Below are 18623 nucleotides of genomic sequence, written 5' to 3' on the forward strand. Positions count from 1 at the left end.
ATCTTTTTGCAAAAAGCTAACTTGCTTCTGCCTGTCCGGTTTCTCTTTCCATCAGCCCCGTGTAGCTTGGCATCAGGGAAATCAGATGTTTGCTGTAGTCATCCTTTGGCGCGACAAACAGTGCTTCTGTTTCGGCAATCTCGACCATTTTGCCTTTGGACATCACCCCGACGCGGTCACACATCTGACGAATGACTGGCAGGTCGTGGCTGATAAACATCATGGTCAGGCCGAGTTCTTCCTGCAAATCCTTGAGCAGGTTGAGGATCTGGGCCTGAATGGATACATCCAGCGCGGAAGTCGGTTCATCACAGATCAAAAACCGGGGCCGGGTTGCCAGCGCCCGGGCAATGGAAATGCGTTGGCGCTGCCCCCCTGAAAATTCATGCGGATATTTTACTGCTGCCTTCGCCCCGAGCCCGACATGATCAAGCAGGTCATCAACAATGCGGCGGGTTTCAGCTTCCGAGCCCGAAAGTTTGTGAAACCGGATCGGTTCGGCAATGATATCACGCACTTTCATACGTGCATTGACCGAGGAAAAAGGGTCCTGAAAGATCATCTGCATCTGACGGCGATGCTTGTTCAGTTCCTTGCGGTTTTTCAGCTTGGTCAGATCCGTTCCGTTGAAGGATATGGCCCCGCCCACTGCTTTGTAGATCCCCGTCACCAGACGGGCGATGGTCGATTTTCCCGAACCGGATTCACCAACAATGCCAAAACACTCGCCATCCAGGATATCGAATGAGACCCGGTCCACTGCGCGAAGACTGCTGGCTTTACTGCCCAGAAATCCCCCGGAACGAAAAACCATTTCAAGATCCTTCACCGCCAGTAACGGGCCAGTAGCCCCATCTCCATCACGGGCACCAAAATCACGGGCCTGCCCCAACCAGTGGGTGGAGAGATCCAGCTCGCGCCTTTCCCCGGCGCGTTCAATACTTTCAACCATCGGAAAACGGTGCAGACGGATATCCGGTCGCGGGACAGCAGAAATCAGACTGCGGGTATAGGAATGATCCGGATCGCCCAGGATTTTGGCCGTCGGTCCGGTTTCCACAACTTCACCCCGATACATCACGGCAACCCGGTCGGCAACCTCGGCAATCACCCCCATATCATGGGTGATAATAATCATGCCGACGCCGCGCTGACGCACCAGATCTTTCAAAAGATCCAGGATCTGGGCCTGGATCGAGACATCCAGTGCGGTTGTCGGCTCGTCTGCCAGAATGACTTCGGGTTCGGCACAAAGCGCCAAAGCAATGACAACGCGCTGGCGCATCCCCCCCGAAAACTGGTGCGGATAGTGATCCACCCGCACATCTGGATCAGGAATCCCCACCTGATCCAGCAGAGAAACCGCCCTTGCCCGTGCTTCTTCCTGTGACAGGTCAAGATGGGTGCGGATAGTGCCGATCAACTGGTCTGCCACGGTTTCAAGCGGATTAAGCGATGTCAGCGGGTCCTGAAAGATCATCCCGATCCGCTTGCCGCGGATCTTGCGCATTGTTGGATCTGACAAGCCGCTGATCTTTTCCCCTTTCAGGAAAATCTCTCCGCCGCCGATACGACCCGGGCGTTCCAGCAGGTTCATGACGGCATTGCCGATGGTGGATTTACCTGCACCGGACTCACCGACGACGCCAAGGATTTCCCCCGCGGCAACGGACAGGTTCACATTTTTGGCGGCGACAACATCCCCATGGCGCGAGGGAAACTCAACGATCAGATCCCTGATATCCAGAAGTGCAGTAGTCATGATTGGTTTCCTCCGGGATTATGCATCCTGTGTATTTTCCTAACGCAGTTTCGGGTTAAGGGCATCACGTAACCAGTCCCCCAGAATATTGACGGAAAGCACCAGCACCACCAGGGCAACGCCAGGGAAAATGGTGATCCACCATTCACCGGAGAAGAGATAATCGTTGCCGATCCTGATCAGAGTGCCAAGCGAGGGAGATGTCGGTGGAACACCTACCCCGAGGAAAGACAGGGTTGCTTCAGTAATGATCGCCAGGGCCAGCTGGATTGTGGCAATCACCAGAACCGGGCCAAGGACATTGGGCAAAATGTGACGAACCAGAATAATCCAGTTTGGCAAACCGATAACCTGCCCGGCCTGGACATATTCCTTGTTGCGCTCAACCATAACCGAGCTGCGCACCGTCCGGGCATACTGAACCCAGAAACTCAGGCCAATCGCCACCACCAGAACATAGACAGCCACTTCGTCATGGGCATCCCGGGGCAAGATCCCCCGCGCGACACCATCAATCAGCAAGGCGATAAGAATAGCGGGAAAAGAAAGCTGGATATCGGCAACCCGCATCAGAAAAGAATCTAGCAGGCCACCTGAATAACCCGCAATCAGCCCGACGGTAATCCCGATCACCGCAGCCAGAGCCACAGAGGCAAAACCAACAATCAGGGAAATGCGCGAACCATAGAGAATGGTCGAAAAGACATCACGTCCCTGATCGTCCGTGCCCAGCAGGTAACTGCTGTTGCCTTCGGCTTCCCAGGCGGGCGGCAAAAGCGCGTCGAAAAGATCAACTGTGGCGAGATCAAAAGGATTGTGTGGTGCGACCAGTCCAGCAAAGAGCGCCCCGGCGACGATCACGATGGTCAGGACAGACGCAATGATCGCCCCGGGAGAATGGATAAAACTCCACCAGAGATCACTGTCGCGCAGGCGGGTGAGAAAAGACGGTTGCTGTTCGGAAATGTCACTCATCAGCTTTGTACCCTCAGACGAGGATCAACGACAAAATAGAGAATATCGACGATCAGGTTAATCACAACAAAGACAAAAGCGATCAGCAATAGATAGGCTGCCATGACCGGGATATCGACTTCCGATACCGCCTGGATGAACAACAGTCCCATACCGGGCCACTGGAAAACACTTTCAGTAATAATCGCAAAGGCAATGATAGAACCGACCTGCAGACCGATGATCGTGATCACCGGCACCAGCGTATTGCGCAGGGCAATGGAAAAATTGATCAACCGCGGGCTAAGGCCACGGGCATGGGCAAACTTGATATAGTCAGTCCGCAGAACCTCCAGCATCTCAGCCCGGACCAGGCGCACGATCAGGGTCATCTGGAAAATCGCCAGGGTAATCGCGGGCATGATCAGGGATTTCAAACCGCTCGCAGTAAAGAAACCACTGCTCCACCAGCCCAGCTCGACCACTTCCCCGCGGCCAAAGGTCGGCAACCAGCGCAGACTGACACCGAAAAACAGGATCAGAAGGATGCCGATCAGAAAGGTCGGCAAGGAAACCCCCATCAGGGAAAGAGTCATAAAGCCTCTGCTAAACAGGCTTTTGGGCTTGAGCGCCGTATAGATTCCCATAGGCACGCCAAGCAGCAGTGCCAGAAAGGCCGACACGAGAGAAAGCTCGAGGGTTGCCGGGAAGCGTTCGGCGATCAGATCACTGACAGGCTGACGCAGACGATAGGACATCCCGAAGTCACCCTGGACTGCCTTGGCGACAAAACGCCCGTACTGGACAACAAAAGGATCGTTGAGCCCGAGAGATTCAGTCAGCGCCTCCCGCTCTTCAAGCGTCGTATCCTGACCAACCATATTGTTGACGGGATCACCGACAAAACGGAACAAACCAAAAGCAATGAGGCCGACAACCAGCATCACAATGATCGACTGCAACAGCCGCATTGAAACAAATTTGAACATTTTTGCCCCCCTGGGAACATATTGGGCATTGCATCGGGGGCCCCAAACAAGAGGCCCCCTGTATTTTATCCAGACAGATTATGGTGTCTGTCTTTTCCGGATTTATTTGCTGATCACAACAGAACGCAGATCAAGAACGTTATCCGCACGCTGGGCAACAGTAACGCCTTCGCGGACACCCCAGGAGAGGGGCTGCTGATGCAGCGGCAAATAACCAACATCATCACGCATGATCTTGAACGCTTCGGCAATCAGTGCCTGACGCTTGGTCGTGTCAGTTTCTTTTTCTACTTCCTGGGTGATTGCATCAATCCGGGGATTGGAATAGCGGCCATAGTTAAACTGCCCGCTGTTCACTTCCGTATCAAAGCTCGACATCAGGTTGAACAGAACGTTGTGCACATCGATCGTGCCCGGGGTCCAGCCAAGCAGATAGAAAGACGTGTCGTTGCCATTCTGCGGGCTGACCTTGGCAAAGTACTTGGATTTTGGCTGGGCATTGAGGTCAACCTTGATCCCGGCCCGGGCCAGCAAACCAACTACAGCCTGACAGATTTTCTCGTCGTTGACATAGCGGTTGTTCGGGCAGTCCATTCCCAGCTCAAAACCATCCGGATAGCCCGCTTCAGCCAGCAGCTGTTTGGATTTTTCCAGATTGTAATCGTAGGGCTGGTTCATCGCCTCATCAAAACCATTGATCTGTGGCGCAATCATCATCCCAGCCGGAACAGCAGCGCCGCGCATGATCTTTTCGTCAATCGCGTTGAGATCAATCGCATGGGCCATGGCTTCACGAACCCGTTTGTCTTTCAGCGGGTTCTTGCCCTTGACGCTGGAATAGAGCAGCTCATCGCGCCACTGATCCATGCCCAGGAAGATTGTCCGGGCTTCTGGTCCCGTCAGGGGACGAACACCTTCTGCCTCTTCAAGGCGGGCCCAATCCTGAACCGGAATTGGATAGACCAAATCAAGTTCGCCAGAAATCAGGGCAGCCACACGGGTTGCGTCCTGAGAAACCGGTGTGAACTCGACCTCGGTCACATTGGTCGGAATATCCTGCCAGTAGTCATCAAAGCGCGTAAACTTTGACCGTACATCCGGCTGACGTTCAGTCAGGATAAAAGGACCGGTTCCATTGGCATTTTGTGCAGCATAGGTTGCTGTTGAATCAGCCGCTTTTGGACTGGTTGCTTCACTGGCACCATGTTTTTCCGACCAGCCCTGATCCATCATATAGAGGAAAACCAATTCCCGTGGCAGGATCGGGTTTGGCGCGGGTGTCACCAGCTCGACAGTGTGATCATCAATTTTCTTGATGTCAGCCATCTTTGCCCCGTAGCCCTTCATGTCAGAGCCTTCAGTCAGCGAACGCTTCCAGGAAAAGATCACGTCATCTGCAGTAAAATCGCTGCCGTCGTGAAACTTGACGCCCTGACGAAGCTTGAACACCCAGGTGGTCGGGCTGGTGTTTTCCCAGCTTTCGGCCAGAGAAGGCTGCAGCTGCAGATCTGCATCATAGCCGGTAAGGCCTTCGTAGATATTCCCCAGATAGCCGAGGGTAAAGGTTTCATTCAGCCCATGGGGATCAAGAGACTGTACGTCCCCCTGAAAGGCCCATTTGAAAGTTTCCGCTGTCGCAGCATTGCTGCCCAATGCCAGAACACAAACACTGGCAGCGAGAAGATTTCTCATTTTCATCGTTATACTCCCTGTCTTGGTTATCTTGTCTTCTTCAGTTTTTCCTGCGTCGTCTTTTTGTCCTCCCCTGATGCGGGGAGGTTTTTTTATAGCGCCATGCCGCTTTTGTTTATCTGTTCGCCGGCATCGCCGTTTCGACCAGCCGTGCCCAATAGGAACAGCCAACCGGGATAATTTCATCATTGAAGTTGTATTTCGGGTGATGCACAGGCGCGGTATCGCCATTGCCCAGGAAAATAAAGGAGCCGGGCCGAGCATTCAGCATATAGGCAAAGTCCTCGCCACCCATGGTCGGGTTGGCATTAGTGTTAACCCGCTGTTCCCCGGAAATTTCCGACGCGATATCAGCAGCAAAAGCCGTTTCCTTCTCGTGGTTTACCACCACAGGATAGTTACGCTGGTAATCAACCTTTGCCGTTGCCCCCAGGGCTTTTGCCGTATATTCGACAATTTCCTGGATCCGCGTCTGGGTTTGATTACGTACAGCTTCACTCAATGTACGTACGGTACCTGTCAGTTTTGCAGTCTCGGGAATAACGTTAAAAGCCGTTCCCGCATTACAGGTCGTCACAGAGACAACCACAGATTCAACCGGGTCGATATTGCGCGATGCAATGGATTGTAATGCCAGCACGATATGACTGCCGACCACAATCGGATCAATGGTTTCATGAGGTTTGGCCGCATGCCCGCCTGATCCGGTAATCTCGATCGAAAAGAGATCCGTTGCCGCCATCAAGGCGCCAGGGCGTGTAGCAAAGTCACCGACAGGAACACCCGGCCAGTTATGAAGACCGTAAACTTCCTGAATACCGAAGCGGTCCATCATGCCTTCTTCAACCATCTCGCGGCCGCCACCGCCGCCCTCTTCCGCTGGCTGGAAAATCACGACAGCTGAGCCGTCAAAATTCCGGGTTTCCGACAGATATTTCGCTGCTCCAAGCAACATCGCCGTGTGACCATCATGTCCACAGGCATGCATTTTCCCGTCGACTTTTGAGGCGTACTCCAGCCCGGTGTCTTCGTGAATCGGCAGCGCATCCATATCCGCCCGCAGACCGATCACACGGCCAGATCCGCTATCTCGCCCCTTGATAACCCCAACAACGCCGGTACGACCGATACCAGTGACCACTTCGTCCAGGCCAAACTCCCTGAGCTTGTCTGCAACAAAGCCTGCGGTCTGTTCAACATCAAACAGCAATTCAGGATTCTGGTGAATCTGGCGGCGCCACTGGGTAATTTCATCGTGAAGTTCAGCAAAACGATTGATAATCGGCATTATGATCCTCGGTAAGAACGGATGTTCGTATTAATATTCAATATCTATCGACTGAGATGTTCTATCAGCCTGCGCTGGAACTGAACTCCGGCTTCAAGCTGCTGTAAAGACAGAAATTCGTTGGCGGCATGTGCTTGGGCAATATCTCCGGGGCCACAGACGATTGTAGAATAACCACCATCTTGAAACTGCCCGGCTTCGGTGCCATAGGCGACGACGTGTTCGGCATTATCGCCCGTCAACTGGCGCACCAGTCTTTCAGCTGCACCATCAGTTTCGCGTCTGCATCCAGGTACCAAACAGCCCACCTTGATATCAATTCCAGTGGATGGCTGGATGGTCTGCATCTCGGCCTCGAGTTCCGCGACATAGGCGCGATAAGCCTCTAGATACTCTCCGGCATCCTCGCTTGGCAGGGTCCTGATATCCGTAGAGAAAGCACAATCCTTTGCGGTAATATTGTCAGCTGTTCCACCTTTGATCATACCACAGTGTAAAGTTGTATAAGGTGGATTAAACAGCTCGTTTTCCGGCAGATGCTCTGTTCGGGCGCGATTTTTAGCCATTGTTTCTTCATGCCAGAGCACCAGACGTGCCGCAATATGCACAGCAGAAACCCCGGTATGGACCAGACTTGAATGGACCTCATATCCCCGGACATGGGTTTCGAGGCCAAGCACCCCTTTGTGGCTGCTCACAACCTGCATCATGGTCGGCTCCCCGACGATGACGGCCTCGGCCTTAACCTTTGGGGCCATATCTTCGATCATCAAGGGCGCACCAAGACAGCCAACCTCTTCATCATAGGACAGCGCCAGATGCACCGGGCGTTTGAGCCCTGCTTCAAGCATTTCAGGAACAAGAGACAGGGCAATAGCAGAAAAAGCCTTCATATCGGCTGTTCCGCGGCCATAAAGCCTCCCGTCCTTCTCTGTCACCACAAAAGGATCCGTATCCCAAGGCTGGCCTTCGACCGGCACCACATCTGTATGTCCGGACAAAATAACGCCCCCCGCACAGTCCGGGCCAATGGTTGCCCAGAGGTTGCTCTTGGTGCCTTCGGCATTGGGAACACGCTGTGAAGAAACCCCCAGACTTTCAAGATAAGATTCAACGAACTCAATCAGGGGTAAATTGCTGTTGCTCGAAATGCTATCAAAAGCAACAAGTTTGGAGAGCATTTCTTTGGCTGTATAACGCACGGACACCACACACCTTTTTAATAACAGAGTTATCTATCGCTTCTGTCTGTATCTTCAGAAGTCAATCCCTGGGGCGGATAATCACCTGAGGCAAGATCTGGTTGCCTGGTTTCACCTGGCTCGACAGAGTTTTAGGACAACAAGCATACAATTTTCAAACAGAGAATTTTCGACTGAAGCTGCAGATCAATTCCTTGCAACAGAACATTTTTTATATCTGCAAATTTTCAGTAATAAAAAAATTACAGAGTCAGGGATTGGAATCAACGCATAAGCACGTATATCATTATACAATAATGATATAGCGGAGTTTGTCATGCGTATGCGTCAACTGGAGGCCTTTCGGGCAACGATCCTGAACGGAACGATCTCTGCTGCTGCCCAGAAACTCAAGACGACACAGCCAACCATAAGTAGATTGCTTGCTGATCTTGAATATTCGCTGAAACTGAATCTGTTTCATCGTCGCAAGGGCCGGGTTGTGCCAACACCAGAGGGAATGGAGTTTTATCGCAAGCTGGACGAGGTCTTTGACGCCTTTAGCAAACTCAGAACGGCAGCGGAGGATATTTCCCGCGACAAGGAAAAAGAACTCAGGATAATCTCCCTCCCGGCACTTTCCATCAGTATCGTTCCAGAAATACTGGAAGAGTTTTCCTCAAATCACCCCGATATCTCCATTTCGCTTAATTCTTCCGATGTCGTGAGCTATTTCAACCGGATCAAGGATGATGATATTGATATCGCTTTGGGAAACCAGATGGGCGAGCAGCCGGGGGTTGAACAGATTACCCTGGCCAAAGTGAATTATATCTGCGCCCTGCCTCCAGGCCACCCGCTGGCCGAGAAAGAGTTTATCTGTGCCGCTGATCTTGAAGGAGAAAGAATGATCGCGCTCGACAGTGACCAGATCCTTTCCTTTCAACAGCATGCCGATCTCTATGAAACCATCCATGCCCGCCAGCAGTTCAGTACCCAACATTCGGGTAATGCCTATGCGCTGGTCAGACAAGGTCTTGGCATTTCAATTCTCGAACCCTTTTCCGCGCCCATCTGGGCCGCCGCCGGGGTTGTAATCAGGCCCTTTTATCCCAAGTTGATCTACCGTTATTCTGCCTATATCCAGAAAAACCGGGTGCAGGTCGGCATCATCAACGAGCTGCTGGAAATCGCGACCAGAAAGTTCAAGAAATACGAAACATCCTGAATAGGTTCTTGTCAGCTGCTTCCTAAAACTTTCCTTGAAAGGGACTGGGAAGCTGCCTGAGAAACGGATTGCCGCTCAATATTAAACTCGTAAAAAATTGGCACGCTGGCAGCTCCCTGTGCCGGGGCCGAAGGCGCGCTGATGCCGAGCAGGATACGCTCCTCCTGAGGCTTCAACTGCGAAACAACTGACGGCAAGGGAGGGATCAACATATCAACAAGTGCCCGGGTTATTTTTGGGGGCAACAGACCTCCGATAAAAATCACTTCCGGGTCAAAAATACTTTCAAGTGCATGAATGCCCCGCCGCAACTTTTCAGCCGCCTCGGTCAACCACCCCATAAAGGCTGGATCTTTCTGATCCAGAAGTTTTTCCAGCTGCTCCGGGCTACGGTGCTTTTCCTGGGTTTCCCCTATGGCTTCGTAGGCCGCACAAAGTGAAACATACCGCTCCAGACAGCCGCGGTTTCCACAGTCACAAAGCCGTCCTTCCGGTTCGACAATGATATGGCCAATTTCGCCTGCCGCCCCTCTCACGCCGTGATAGATCTGGCCATTGAGGAAAAGCCCCGCGCCCAACCCCATACCAATAAAAACATAGAGAAAAGTATCAAATTTTTTCCCCTCCCCGTGAAGACGTTCGGCAATGGCGGCAGCATTGGCATCGTTTTCCACACGTACCGGCAAACCGATCTTTTCCCCCAGCCGTTGCTCGATTGGAAAATCTACCCAGCCCGGCCCAACACCTGTTGGTCCGCTGATCCCGTAAGGACCAGGGATAGCAATTCCGACTCCAAATACCTTGCCACTGTCCACGCGGGTTTTCGCCAGCAGCTGCTCAACCATTTCAGCAAAGATCTCCAGCCCTTCTTCGGGAGAAGGACGGGAGATGGATTTCTGTATTTCCAGACACTCAACCCCGGCCATGTTGACCAGCTTGGCCAGTACCAGCTGATGATCCATCTGTATACCGATGGAATAGCCCCCTTCCGGATTGAGAAAATAGGGTTTAGCCGGTTGCCCCCGTTTGGCTTTTTGCGGTTCTCCGGCAATCAGCAATCCCCGTTGTTCCAGCTCGGCAACAAGATTGGAAATAGTCTGGACGGACAGGGCTGTTGCCCGGGTAATCTCTGCTCTGGTCAAGGCGCCATGACGGCGCAAGGCATCAATCACCGCCCGAAGATTGTGCTCTTTCGCCTGCTCCAGATTAGTCCCGAATACACCTGCCTTGAGGGGCTCGGATCGAGACATGTCAGAAATTTCAGTTGCCATGCGCAAATTCCATGTTAGATTAATTAAATCAAATTGAATTAATAATAATCAACTTTCATCCAACCTGCCACAGACGATAAAAAACTACAAACCCTAGAATGGATATCGTCCCCGGCAACAACACGGCAATAACCTTGCTACAGGGAGGTTAACATGACGATAGGTAAAAAATTTCTCACGACAGTCGCTGGTACTCTTCTGGCCAGCTCATCCTTGATCGGGTCAGCTGCTTTTGCAGAACAAACCCAACTCAATGCCCTTTTCATGGCTCAGGCGGCCTATAGCGAGCAGGACATCGAGCAGATGACAGATGCCTTTGAAAAGGCAAACCCGGGTATAGAAGTAAAGATGGAATTCGTGCCCTACGAATCCCTTCACGACAAGATCGTGCTCTCGCACAGTGCCTCGGATGGTTACGATGTTGTTCTCTTTGACGTCATCTGGCCCGCTGAGTTCGCCCGCTTTGGCCTGCTCAGCGACGTCAGTGACAAGATCAACAGCACCACCAAAGACCACATACTCGAAGGCGCCTGGACCACTGTCGAGTATGATGGAAAATATTACGGCATGCCCTGGATCGTTGATACCAAGTATCTTTTCTATAACGAGAAAATGCTTAACGAGGCTGGCATCAGCAAAGCCCCGGTAACCTGGGCAGAACTGGCTGAACAGGCCAAGATCATCAAGGACAAGGGAATTGTTGAATACCCGCTGGTCTGGAGCTGGTCACAATCTGAAGCCGTGATCTGTGACTATGCCACCCTGCTTTCCGCCATGGGCGGAGAGTTCCTCGACAAGGACAAAGGGCCTGCCTTCCAAAAGGGCGGTGGTCTGGCTGCACTGGAATATATGGTTGATTCGATCAAGCTGGGTCTGACCAACCCGAACTCTCGCGAATATTCCGAGGAAGACGTTCGCCGGACTTTCTCCAGCGGACAGGCTGCTTTCGCTGTGAACTGGACCTATATGTATAACCTTGCCAACGATCCGAAGGAATCAGCGGTTGCCGGACATGTCCGCATCTCGCCAGCGCCGGGCGTTGCCAACATCAGTCAGGCATCAGCCGTGAACGGTTCCATGGGACTGGGCATTCCCTCCAACAGCAAAAACAAGGATGTCGCCTGGAAATATATCCAGCACCTGACCTCCCAGCCGGTTCAGGAAGACTTTGCCAAGCTCAGTCTGCCGATCTGGAAAGAGTCATATGACAATCCGGCAATTGCCCAGGGGCAGGAAGAGCTGTTGAAAGCCGCAAAAGTTGGCCTGGCTGCCATGTATCCCCGTCCGACCAAAGCCTCCTATCAGGAAATGTCTTCTGTATTACAGGTCGCAATCCAGAAAGCCCTGCTCGAAGACCAGTCGCCCTCTGAAGCTCTTGATGCTGCAGCGGCAACCATCTCTGATCTAGAGTAGGCTTTTCCTTTCTATGATACGCTTTTCAAGAACTGCCACGGCGTGGCTCCTGCTTACCCCGATGATGACCATCATCATCGGGGTAGTAGGATACCCTCTGATCAAGACTGTGTACTACAGTTTCACAGCCGCTCACCTCGCGGCACCCGGGACAACAGACAGCTGGATTGGCCTCAAGAATTATATCAAAGCCCTTGGCAACAGCCAGTTTCTCGATTCAATCAGCAACACAAGCTATTTTGTCTGTGTTTCCGTCAGTGCAGAAATCATTCTTGGTGTTCTGGTCGCCCTGCTGCTGAACCAGAAATTTCATGGACGAACCCTGCTGCGCGCCCTGCTTATTCTGCCCCTCGCCTTGCCAACAGTGGTCAATGCCATGATGTGGCGCCTGATCTATGCGCCTGATTTTGGCGCTCTTAATGCCCTACTCACCCAGATCGGCCTTATCGAGAGTTATCGCAGCTGGCTCGGCGATCCGGACCTGGCTCTCTCCATGGTTGCCATCGCCGATGTCTGGAAAAACTTTCCACTGGTTGCCCTGATCACTCTCGCGGCACTTCAATCTATCTCAAAGGATCTGATTGAAGCTGCAACGCTGGATGGTGCCAGCGCCTGGCAGCGGTTCTGGAATGTTGTGTTCCCCGCCATTCTGGCTCCGGTCAGTGTCGCCCTGGTCCTGCGAACTATCGAAGCCTTCAAGGTATTTGACATTGTCTATGTCATGACCCGCGGCGGTCCGGCAGACAGCACAAAAACTGTCAGCTTTCACGTCTATCAAGAAGCCTTTGCCTATATGCGTATCGGCTCTGGCGCCTCCTATGCCCTGATTGTCGTCCTGATCAGCTCTTTTCTGATCGCCACCTATATGTGGCTGCTCAAAAAACAGGGGAATACCGCATGATCCGCCACAGTAAAACCCAGACCTGTCTAATCTATGGCTCTGCCCTGATCCTCGCGCTGCTTCTGTTGCTTCCAGTACTCTGGCTTTTCATCATGAGCATCAGCTCGACCCGGGATCTGACCAGCCTGCCTCTGGCCTGGATACCAACCGAAGCTTCCTTCGGTAACTACCGGGATCTTGTCAGCAATCTCGACAGCAGCGCGGCGCAGTCTTTTCTCTACGCCTTGCGCAACAGCCTGATTGTCGCGCTCTGTGCCACCGGGCTCTCCTTGCTGGCTTCCATTCCTGCGGCCTACAGCCTCTCCCGCTTGCCTGGCAAGCGGCGCAGAGGATTACTCTTTGCCGCCATCGTAACCTTCATGATGCCTCCGGTTGCGATTGTCTTGCCGCTCTATTCCCTGATGGCCACGCTCGGTCTGCTCAACAGTCATTTTGCCCTGATCGCAATCTACTGCGGAATTTTGGTTCCCTTCACAACATGGTTGCTGAAGAGCAATTTTGACGCCATTCCCATGGATCTGGACGAAGCCCCGATTATCGATGGAGCCAACCGCCTGCAGGTGATCTGGCACATAACCCTGCCCATCGCCAAGCCTGCTGTTGGAGCCGCCGCCCTGATGGCCGTGTTGATGGCCTGGGACGAGTTTTTCTATGCCCTGCTTTTCACCAATGATATCCGCGCCAAAACCCTGCCCGTTGCCATTGCTGATTTTGCTGCAGGCCGGGTCGCCGATTACGGCCTGATTTCGGCGGCCGGAATCATGGCCACCATTCCACCAGTTCTTCTGGCCTATTTCCTGCAAAAATCACTTGTTTCCGGTCTGATGAGCGGGAGCGTCAAGGGATGAACAACTCCCAAAGGATAAACAACTCAATGGTTAGAACCGACGTGCCTCATACAGAAATCGTGACCGTTGGTACGGTAAATGTAGACCTTGTTATGGGGCCACAGGCCCCCTGGCCAACGCCAGGTACAGAAGTGGTCCTGCCCAAAGCCGACCTGCGCGAAGGAGGCGGTGCAGGGATTACCGCCCTGGCTCTGAAAGCTCTTGATGTCCAACAACGCATGATCGTGAATGTTGGCAATGATCTTTTTGGCCACTGGCTGCAACAACAGTATCCAGTACTTGTAGAGGACTGGGTGATGGATCAGGTCGATACCGCCCTGACTGTTGGCATCACCCACCCGGATGGAGAACGCACCTTTTTCAGCACGCCAGGTCATGTTGCCGTGTTTCGTCCAGAAGACCTTATGACTCAGCTTTCCAGAATTGATCTTGAAGGCGTCATCGTTCTCTTTGTCGGAACATCATTGATGCCGACCATTCGCCCCGCCCTGAAGGATATCTTCAGCTTTGTAAGAACCCATGGTGGCCGGGTCGCCCTTGATACAGCCTGGCCGACAGAGGGCTGGACAGATCAGAGCAGAGAAGAAGTTCTGAGCTGGTTGCCAGATGTAGACATTGCCCTGTTCAACGAAGCCGAAACCAAAGGAATTTTACGGAAAAGCAGCTTGTCAGAACTTGCGGACTATCAGCAGATCCTCACCCGTATGCCCCCGAATGCTTTCTGTGTCACCAAGATGGGGCGCCAGGGGGCAAGGCTCGTCCAGAGAGATACCCCTTTCCTCGAAATGGCAGCGGGGACGCACGAGGTTGTTGACACAATTGGGGCCGGTGACAGCTTCAATGCAGGCTTTCTTGCCGCTATCGCCCGTGAACAGGCCGCAGAACGTGCGCTTGAAGTTGCGATAAACACGGCAACCATGGCTATTTCCTCTGCCCCGCGCCGTTATCCCAGCGGAAAAGAAGTCGGTTTAATGAACCCCTTTCCTAAACTTACCAGCAGAAAGAAACTGGTGATATGACTGGCCTGTCTTTAAAAAACATCTGCAAATCCTTTGGTGATCTGGAGGTTATCCGCAACGTAAATCTGTCGATAGATCCTGGTGAACTTGTTGTTTTTGTCGGTCCGTCAGGCTGTGGAAAATCAACGTTATTACGCATGATCGCAGGATTGGAAGACATCACATCTGGTGAATTCTGGATTGGAGACAAACGGGCAGATCACCTTCCCGCGTCGGAGCGTGATATCGCCATGGTATTCCAGTCCTATGCACTCTATCCCCATATGACCCTGGCCGAAAACATCGGTTTCCCGCTCAAGCTGGCAAAACTGCCTGCCGGGAAAATTCGTCAGAAGGTCAAGACAATCGCCGATACCCTGCACCTGGACGAACTTCTTGACCGAAAACCTGGAAATATATCCGGGGGACAGCGCCAGAGGGTTGCGATTGGAAGAGCCCTCGCCCGGGATCCCAAAGTCATCTTGCTGGATGAACCCCTGTCCAACCTCGACGCCGCGCTGCGTCTTGAAATGCGGGCTGAACTTGCCCGGTTACACAAACAGCTGGCGTCAACCATGATCTATGTAACCCATGATCAAGTTGAAGCCATGACTCTGGCAGATCGTATTGTGATTTTCGATAAGGGAGAAATTGCCCAGATCGGCTCACCGCTGGATCTTTATAATCGGCCAGCCAATACCTTTGTTGCCGAATTCATCGGTTCGCCCAAAATGAATCTCTTCCCGGCCAGCCTGCACCAAACAGACCGGAACAAGGCCAAAATCCGGTTAAAAAATACCACATATGATCTGGACACAGACGGTCTGACCGGAGATATCCTCGATACAGCCATCACAAAAAATCGGGGAGAAACCATAAAGCTGGGCATTCGTCCCGAGCACCTGCATTTTTCCAGCGAAGGGGGATTGCGGGGCGAAATCCGGAATATCGAGCATCTCGGCTCTGACACCTATATCCATATCGAGACCGAGGCCAAAGCCGATGTTGTTGTTCGATCAAACGGCATATCCGCTCTGCGCAACGGCGAAACTGTCGGTTTGATACCCGGTCCTGGTATGGGGCACATCTTTGATCAGCAGGGGATACGCGTGACCTGAAGTCTGATATCTGTCGCCTGGATCAGTCCGCTGTCGAAATCAGACCCACAAGAATACGCGATACCTCGCCATTCTCGCCAAGTGGGAGGATCAACCTGTCCCAAGTACTTAACTTGAGGGAATGGTGCGGTACGTGTCGGGTATAGAGAGGCTCCCGACGCTTTAACAGGGCGCGATAGGTAATCGCGAAAAAAGCCCGAAGCGGGGTCCAGATCTCGGAAACCAGCTGGCCGGTCAGATCTTTGCCAGGTTCATTCATAATCGCTGACCCATAGAGCCGATATCTAAAATCCTCCCCGCCGTCCAGCACATCAAGAACAGTTACCCGCCCAAGAACCGGGCGCAGGGCAAAGGGGTCTACATCAGTGGGCATGGGGGCAAAACGTCCAGCCCGGGTCGCTTCCCACCAGTTCAGAAGAAACTTCAACTCCTCGCAGGGCAGATTATCGGCATCAACCTGCCAATGAATATGCGGACTTGGGCTTCCCAGTTTCTCCATGAGCTGACCAAGAGCAATATACTCTTCCCTGACCAGTTCTTCAGCCCGGCTCCACAACACTGCAGAAGAAAAATTTACTGCCTCTTGCATATCCCCACCAAAAGAAAAATAGCAGGCTCGTCACAGCCTGTCCTGTCCCCAGAGTTTCAACGTACGTTTGAACATCAGCCAAGATACAGGTTAAGTGTTAAGAAAAATCACTTGCAGTATGATTGCTCTTATTTTCACAGATAAAAAGGGAAAAATAATTATTAATCACAACCCTTATGATATGATTTTTTTCTAGGTATCAGAATGACAAGGCGGTTAAAGCCCTGGTATTCTGGAAAGCAGGACAAAAAACATCAAAGAATATGCTCAACAACACCACCTGACCCTGAGGTCATAAAAAAAACGGACCCGGTTACCCGGATCCGTTTCATTATCAGAAAAATCAACTGATCTGTATTAACTGCGTCCCTCAGCAACTGCGTGACAAGAGACCTGAGCAGAACTGGTCGGAGCCAATTTTGGCATTTCAGCCTTGCAACGTTCATTTGCCAATGGACAACGCGGATGAAAGGTACAGCCAGAAGGCGGGTTAAGAGGAGATGGCAATTCCCCAACCAGTTTGATCCGTTCACGTTTACGGCTCGGGTCCGCAACCGGGGTCGCGGAAAGCAGGGCTTTGGTATAGGGGTGTTGGGGATTGCTGAAAATCTCCTCCCTGCTGCCATGCTCGACAGGCTGTCCGAGATACATCACCAGCACATCATCGGCGATATGGCGAACTACTGACAAATCGTGAGAAATAAACAGGTAAGCCAGGTTCATCTCTTCCTGAAGATCTGTCAGGAGGTTAAGGACCTGCGCCTGGATAGATACATCCAGGGCCGAGACAGGCTCGTCAAGGATCACAATCTTTGGTCGCAACATCAGCGCACGCGCAATGGCAATACGCTGGCGCTGGCCACCAGAGAACATGTGGGGATAGCGATCAGCCTGTTCGGGACGAAGCCCAACCCGGGACATCATGCTCAGCACTTCGGTTCTGCGCTCGGCTGATGACATAGAGGTATTGATCTTCAGCGGCTCTTCAAGAATGGTGCTGACCTTCTGTCGTGGATTCAAAGACCCGTAAGGATCCTGAAACACGATCTGTACCATCTGACGGAGAGTCCGTTTTTCCTCGGCTGTATGGGCAGATCCGATATCAAATCCCCCGAGGACCAACTCGCCATCCGTCGGCTTTTCAATCAGGGTCACCAGGCGGGCCAGGGTCGATTTACCACAACCGGACTCGCCGACAACAGCCAGAGTTTTGCCCGCTTCGAGATTGAAAGAAGCCCCATCGAGAGCCTTAACCGTCCCCCCTTTGGCAAACATACCGCCCTTGATGTCGTAGTAACGTTTGAGATTATTGGCTTTTAGAACTGTTTCAACAGCCATTATACATTTCCTCCCAAAGCTTCCTGCCCTGAAGATCCTTGGCCTGAAGATCCTTGGCCTGAAGATCCCGGGCCTGAAACACCTGGATGGTTGTTCGTCGGTTTCCCGTCAACCAACGGATAGTGACAGAGCACCTTGCTGTGCAGTGCCGGAGGCGTGGAACGACACTTATCTGTGGCGAACTGACAACGCGGGTTGAACAGACAGCCTGTTGGCCGGTCCAGCAATCCAGGCACGACACCCGGTATAGATGGCAATCGTTTGCCCGTTGCCCTTTCAGGCAAAGCACTCAAAAGAGCATAGGTATAGGGATGCTGAGGCTTGGCAAAAAGATCCACGACGTTCTGTCGTTCAACCTGCTGCCCCGCGTACTGGACGTTTACCACCTCGGCGGTTTCTGCAACCACACCCATATCATGGGTAATGAGTACCAGAGCCATGCCGCGTTTGTGTTGCAGATCCTGAAGCAGCTCGAGGATCTGCGCCTGAATGGTGACGTCCAGCGCGGTTGTTGGTTCATCCGCAATCAGCAAACGCGGATTACAGGCGATCATCATTGCGATCATGACGCGCTGGTTCATCCCCCCGGACATCTGGTGCGGAAAAGCACGCAGACGACTTTCCGGCGCAGGAATCCCCACCAGGCCAAGAAGCTCGATTGCCCGGGCCTCCAGTTCTTTTCTGGTGCCACCGAGATGTTCCTTGATCACTTCCATGATCTGGTAACCAACGGTGAAGCAGGGGTTGAGACTGGTCATCGGCTCCTGAAAAATCATCGAGATATCTTTACCGATAATCTTGCGACGCTCTTTCTGGGAGATAGTCAGCAGATCCTTGCCATCAAAGTTCATCCGGTCCGCTGTAATTCTGGCCGTCCAGGGCAAAAGCCCCATCAAGGCCAGCATGGACACAGATTTCCCTGAGCCGGATTCACCAACAATAGCCGCCATTTCTCCCTGATCAATCTCGAGATCAACACTGTCAACTGCCCGGAACAGACCATGGGCCGTTTCGAATTCGACGGAGAGATTTCTAATTTCCAATAAACTCATG

At 52.5% G+C, this 18623-nt stretch carries 16 protein-coding genes; 6 read left to right on the forward strand and 10 right to left on the reverse strand.

Going from position 1 to position 18623, the window contains the following annotated elements:
- Nucleotides 1-16: 16 nt before the first annotated feature.
- The 6 genes from B152_RS0119645 to argE all read right to left on the reverse strand — a co-directional run bounded on the left by B152_RS0119645 (nucleotide 17) and on the right by argE (nucleotide 7887).
- Nucleotides 17-1762 carry a dipeptide ABC transporter ATP-binding protein gene (locus B152_RS0119645; protein WP_020594161.1) on the reverse strand — a complete coding sequence of 582 codons (1746 nt, stop codon included), beginning with the start codon at nucleotides 1760-1762 and terminating at the stop codon, nucleotides 17-19.
- A gap of 39 nt (nucleotides 1763-1801) precedes the next feature.
- Nucleotides 1802-2737 (reverse strand): ABC transporter permease, encoded by a 936-nt coding sequence (locus B152_RS0119650; RefSeq protein ID WP_020594162.1) that lies wholly within the window; start codon nucleotides 2735-2737, stop codon nucleotides 1802-1804.
- Complete coding sequence (locus B152_RS0119655) at nucleotides 2737-3705, reverse strand: ABC transporter permease (protein WP_020594163.1); 969 nt, start codon at nucleotides 3703-3705, stop codon at nucleotides 2737-2739. Before B152_RS0119655 ends, B152_RS0119650 begins: the two co-directional genes overlap by 1 nt.
- A 102-nt stretch (nucleotides 3706-3807) precedes the next feature.
- The gene (locus B152_RS0119660; RefSeq protein ID WP_020594164.1) at nucleotides 3808-5403 is read right to left on the reverse strand and encodes an ABC transporter substrate-binding protein; all 1596 of its coding nucleotides are present in this window, start codon (nucleotides 5401-5403) and stop codon (nucleotides 3808-3810) included.
- A 109-nt stretch (nucleotides 5404-5512) separates the two neighbouring features.
- Nucleotides 5513-6685, reverse strand: coding sequence for a M20 aminoacylase family protein (locus B152_RS0119665; RefSeq protein WP_020594165.1), 1173 nt, complete (start codon nucleotides 6683-6685; stop codon nucleotides 5513-5515).
- A 44-nt stretch (nucleotides 6686-6729) separates the two neighbouring features.
- The gene (argE, locus tag B152_RS0119670) at nucleotides 6730-7887 is read right to left on the reverse strand and encodes an acetylornithine deacetylase (RefSeq protein ID WP_211212253.1); all 1158 of its coding nucleotides are present in this window, start codon (nucleotides 7885-7887) and stop codon (nucleotides 6730-6732) included.
- Between the two features lie 316 nt (nucleotides 7888-8203).
- Here argE and B152_RS0119675 point away from each other — a divergent pair, with 316 nt between their 5' ends.
- On the forward strand, nucleotides 8204-9094 hold the full coding sequence (locus tag B152_RS0119675) for a LysR family transcriptional regulator (protein ID WP_020594167.1): 891 nt from the start codon (nucleotides 8204-8206) through the stop codon (nucleotides 9092-9094).
- 11 nt (nucleotides 9095-9105) lie between these two features.
- Here B152_RS0119675 and B152_RS0119680 read toward each other — a convergent pair whose 3' ends face one another.
- Entirely contained in the window at nucleotides 9106-10365 is a 1260-nt protein-coding gene (locus tag B152_RS0119680) for an ROK family transcriptional regulator (protein ID WP_020594168.1), read from the reverse strand.
- Nucleotides 10366-10518: 153 nt separating this feature from the next.
- On the opposite strand from B152_RS0119680, the gene B152_RS0119685 reads away from it, so the two are divergent.
- Genes B152_RS0119685 through B152_RS0119705 form a run of 5 tightly spaced genes read left to right on the forward strand, consistent with a single transcriptional unit; the run spans nucleotide 10519 to nucleotide 15643 of the window.
- Nucleotides 10519-11778, forward strand: coding sequence for an extracellular solute-binding protein (locus B152_RS0119685; RefSeq protein ID WP_020594169.1), 1260 nt, complete (start codon nucleotides 10519-10521; stop codon nucleotides 11776-11778).
- 13 nt (nucleotides 11779-11791) lie between these two features.
- Complete coding sequence (locus B152_RS0119690) at nucleotides 11792-12679, forward strand: carbohydrate ABC transporter permease (RefSeq protein WP_026261725.1); 888 nt, start codon at nucleotides 11792-11794, stop codon at nucleotides 12677-12679.
- Nucleotides 12676-13527 (forward strand): carbohydrate ABC transporter permease, encoded by an 852-nt coding sequence (locus B152_RS0119695; protein WP_020594171.1) that lies wholly within the window; start codon nucleotides 12676-12678, stop codon nucleotides 13525-13527. Before B152_RS0119690 ends, B152_RS0119695 begins: the two co-directional genes overlap by 4 nt.
- A 26-nt stretch (nucleotides 13528-13553) precedes the next feature.
- Nucleotides 13554-14546, forward strand: a complete 993-nt coding sequence (locus B152_RS0119700; RefSeq protein ID WP_157231190.1) for a carbohydrate kinase family protein — start codon at nucleotides 13554-13556, stop codon at nucleotides 14544-14546.
- Nucleotides 14543-15643 carry an ABC transporter ATP-binding protein gene (locus tag B152_RS0119705; protein WP_020594173.1) on the forward strand — a complete coding sequence of 367 codons (1101 nt, stop codon included), beginning with the start codon at nucleotides 14543-14545 and terminating at the stop codon, nucleotides 15641-15643. The genes B152_RS0119700 and B152_RS0119705 overlap by 4 nt, the downstream gene beginning before the upstream one ends.
- A 22-nt stretch (nucleotides 15644-15665) precedes the next feature.
- Here B152_RS0119705 and B152_RS0119710 read toward each other — a convergent pair whose 3' ends face one another.
- The 3 genes from B152_RS0119710 to B152_RS0119720 form a co-directional block, all read right to left on the reverse strand.
- Entirely contained in the window at nucleotides 15666-16232 is a 567-nt protein-coding gene (locus B152_RS0119710) for a PAS domain-containing protein (RefSeq protein ID WP_020594174.1), read from the reverse strand.
- A 357-nt stretch (nucleotides 16233-16589) separates the two neighbouring features.
- Nucleotides 16590-17570, reverse strand: a complete 981-nt coding sequence (locus B152_RS0119715) for a peptide ABC transporter ATP-binding protein (protein WP_020594175.1) — start codon at nucleotides 17568-17570, stop codon at nucleotides 16590-16592.
- Nucleotides 17570-18622, reverse strand: coding sequence for an ABC transporter ATP-binding protein (locus tag B152_RS0119720; RefSeq protein ID WP_020594176.1), 1053 nt, complete (start codon nucleotides 18620-18622; stop codon nucleotides 17570-17572). The genes B152_RS0119715 and B152_RS0119720 overlap by 1 nt, the downstream gene beginning before the upstream one ends.
- Between the last annotated feature and the right edge of the window lies 1 nt (nucleotide 18623).

Source organism: Kiloniella laminariae DSM 19542 (genome assembly GCF_000374005.1).
Lineage (GTDB): Bacteria > Pseudomonadota > Alphaproteobacteria > Kiloniellales > Kiloniellaceae > Kiloniella > Kiloniella laminariae.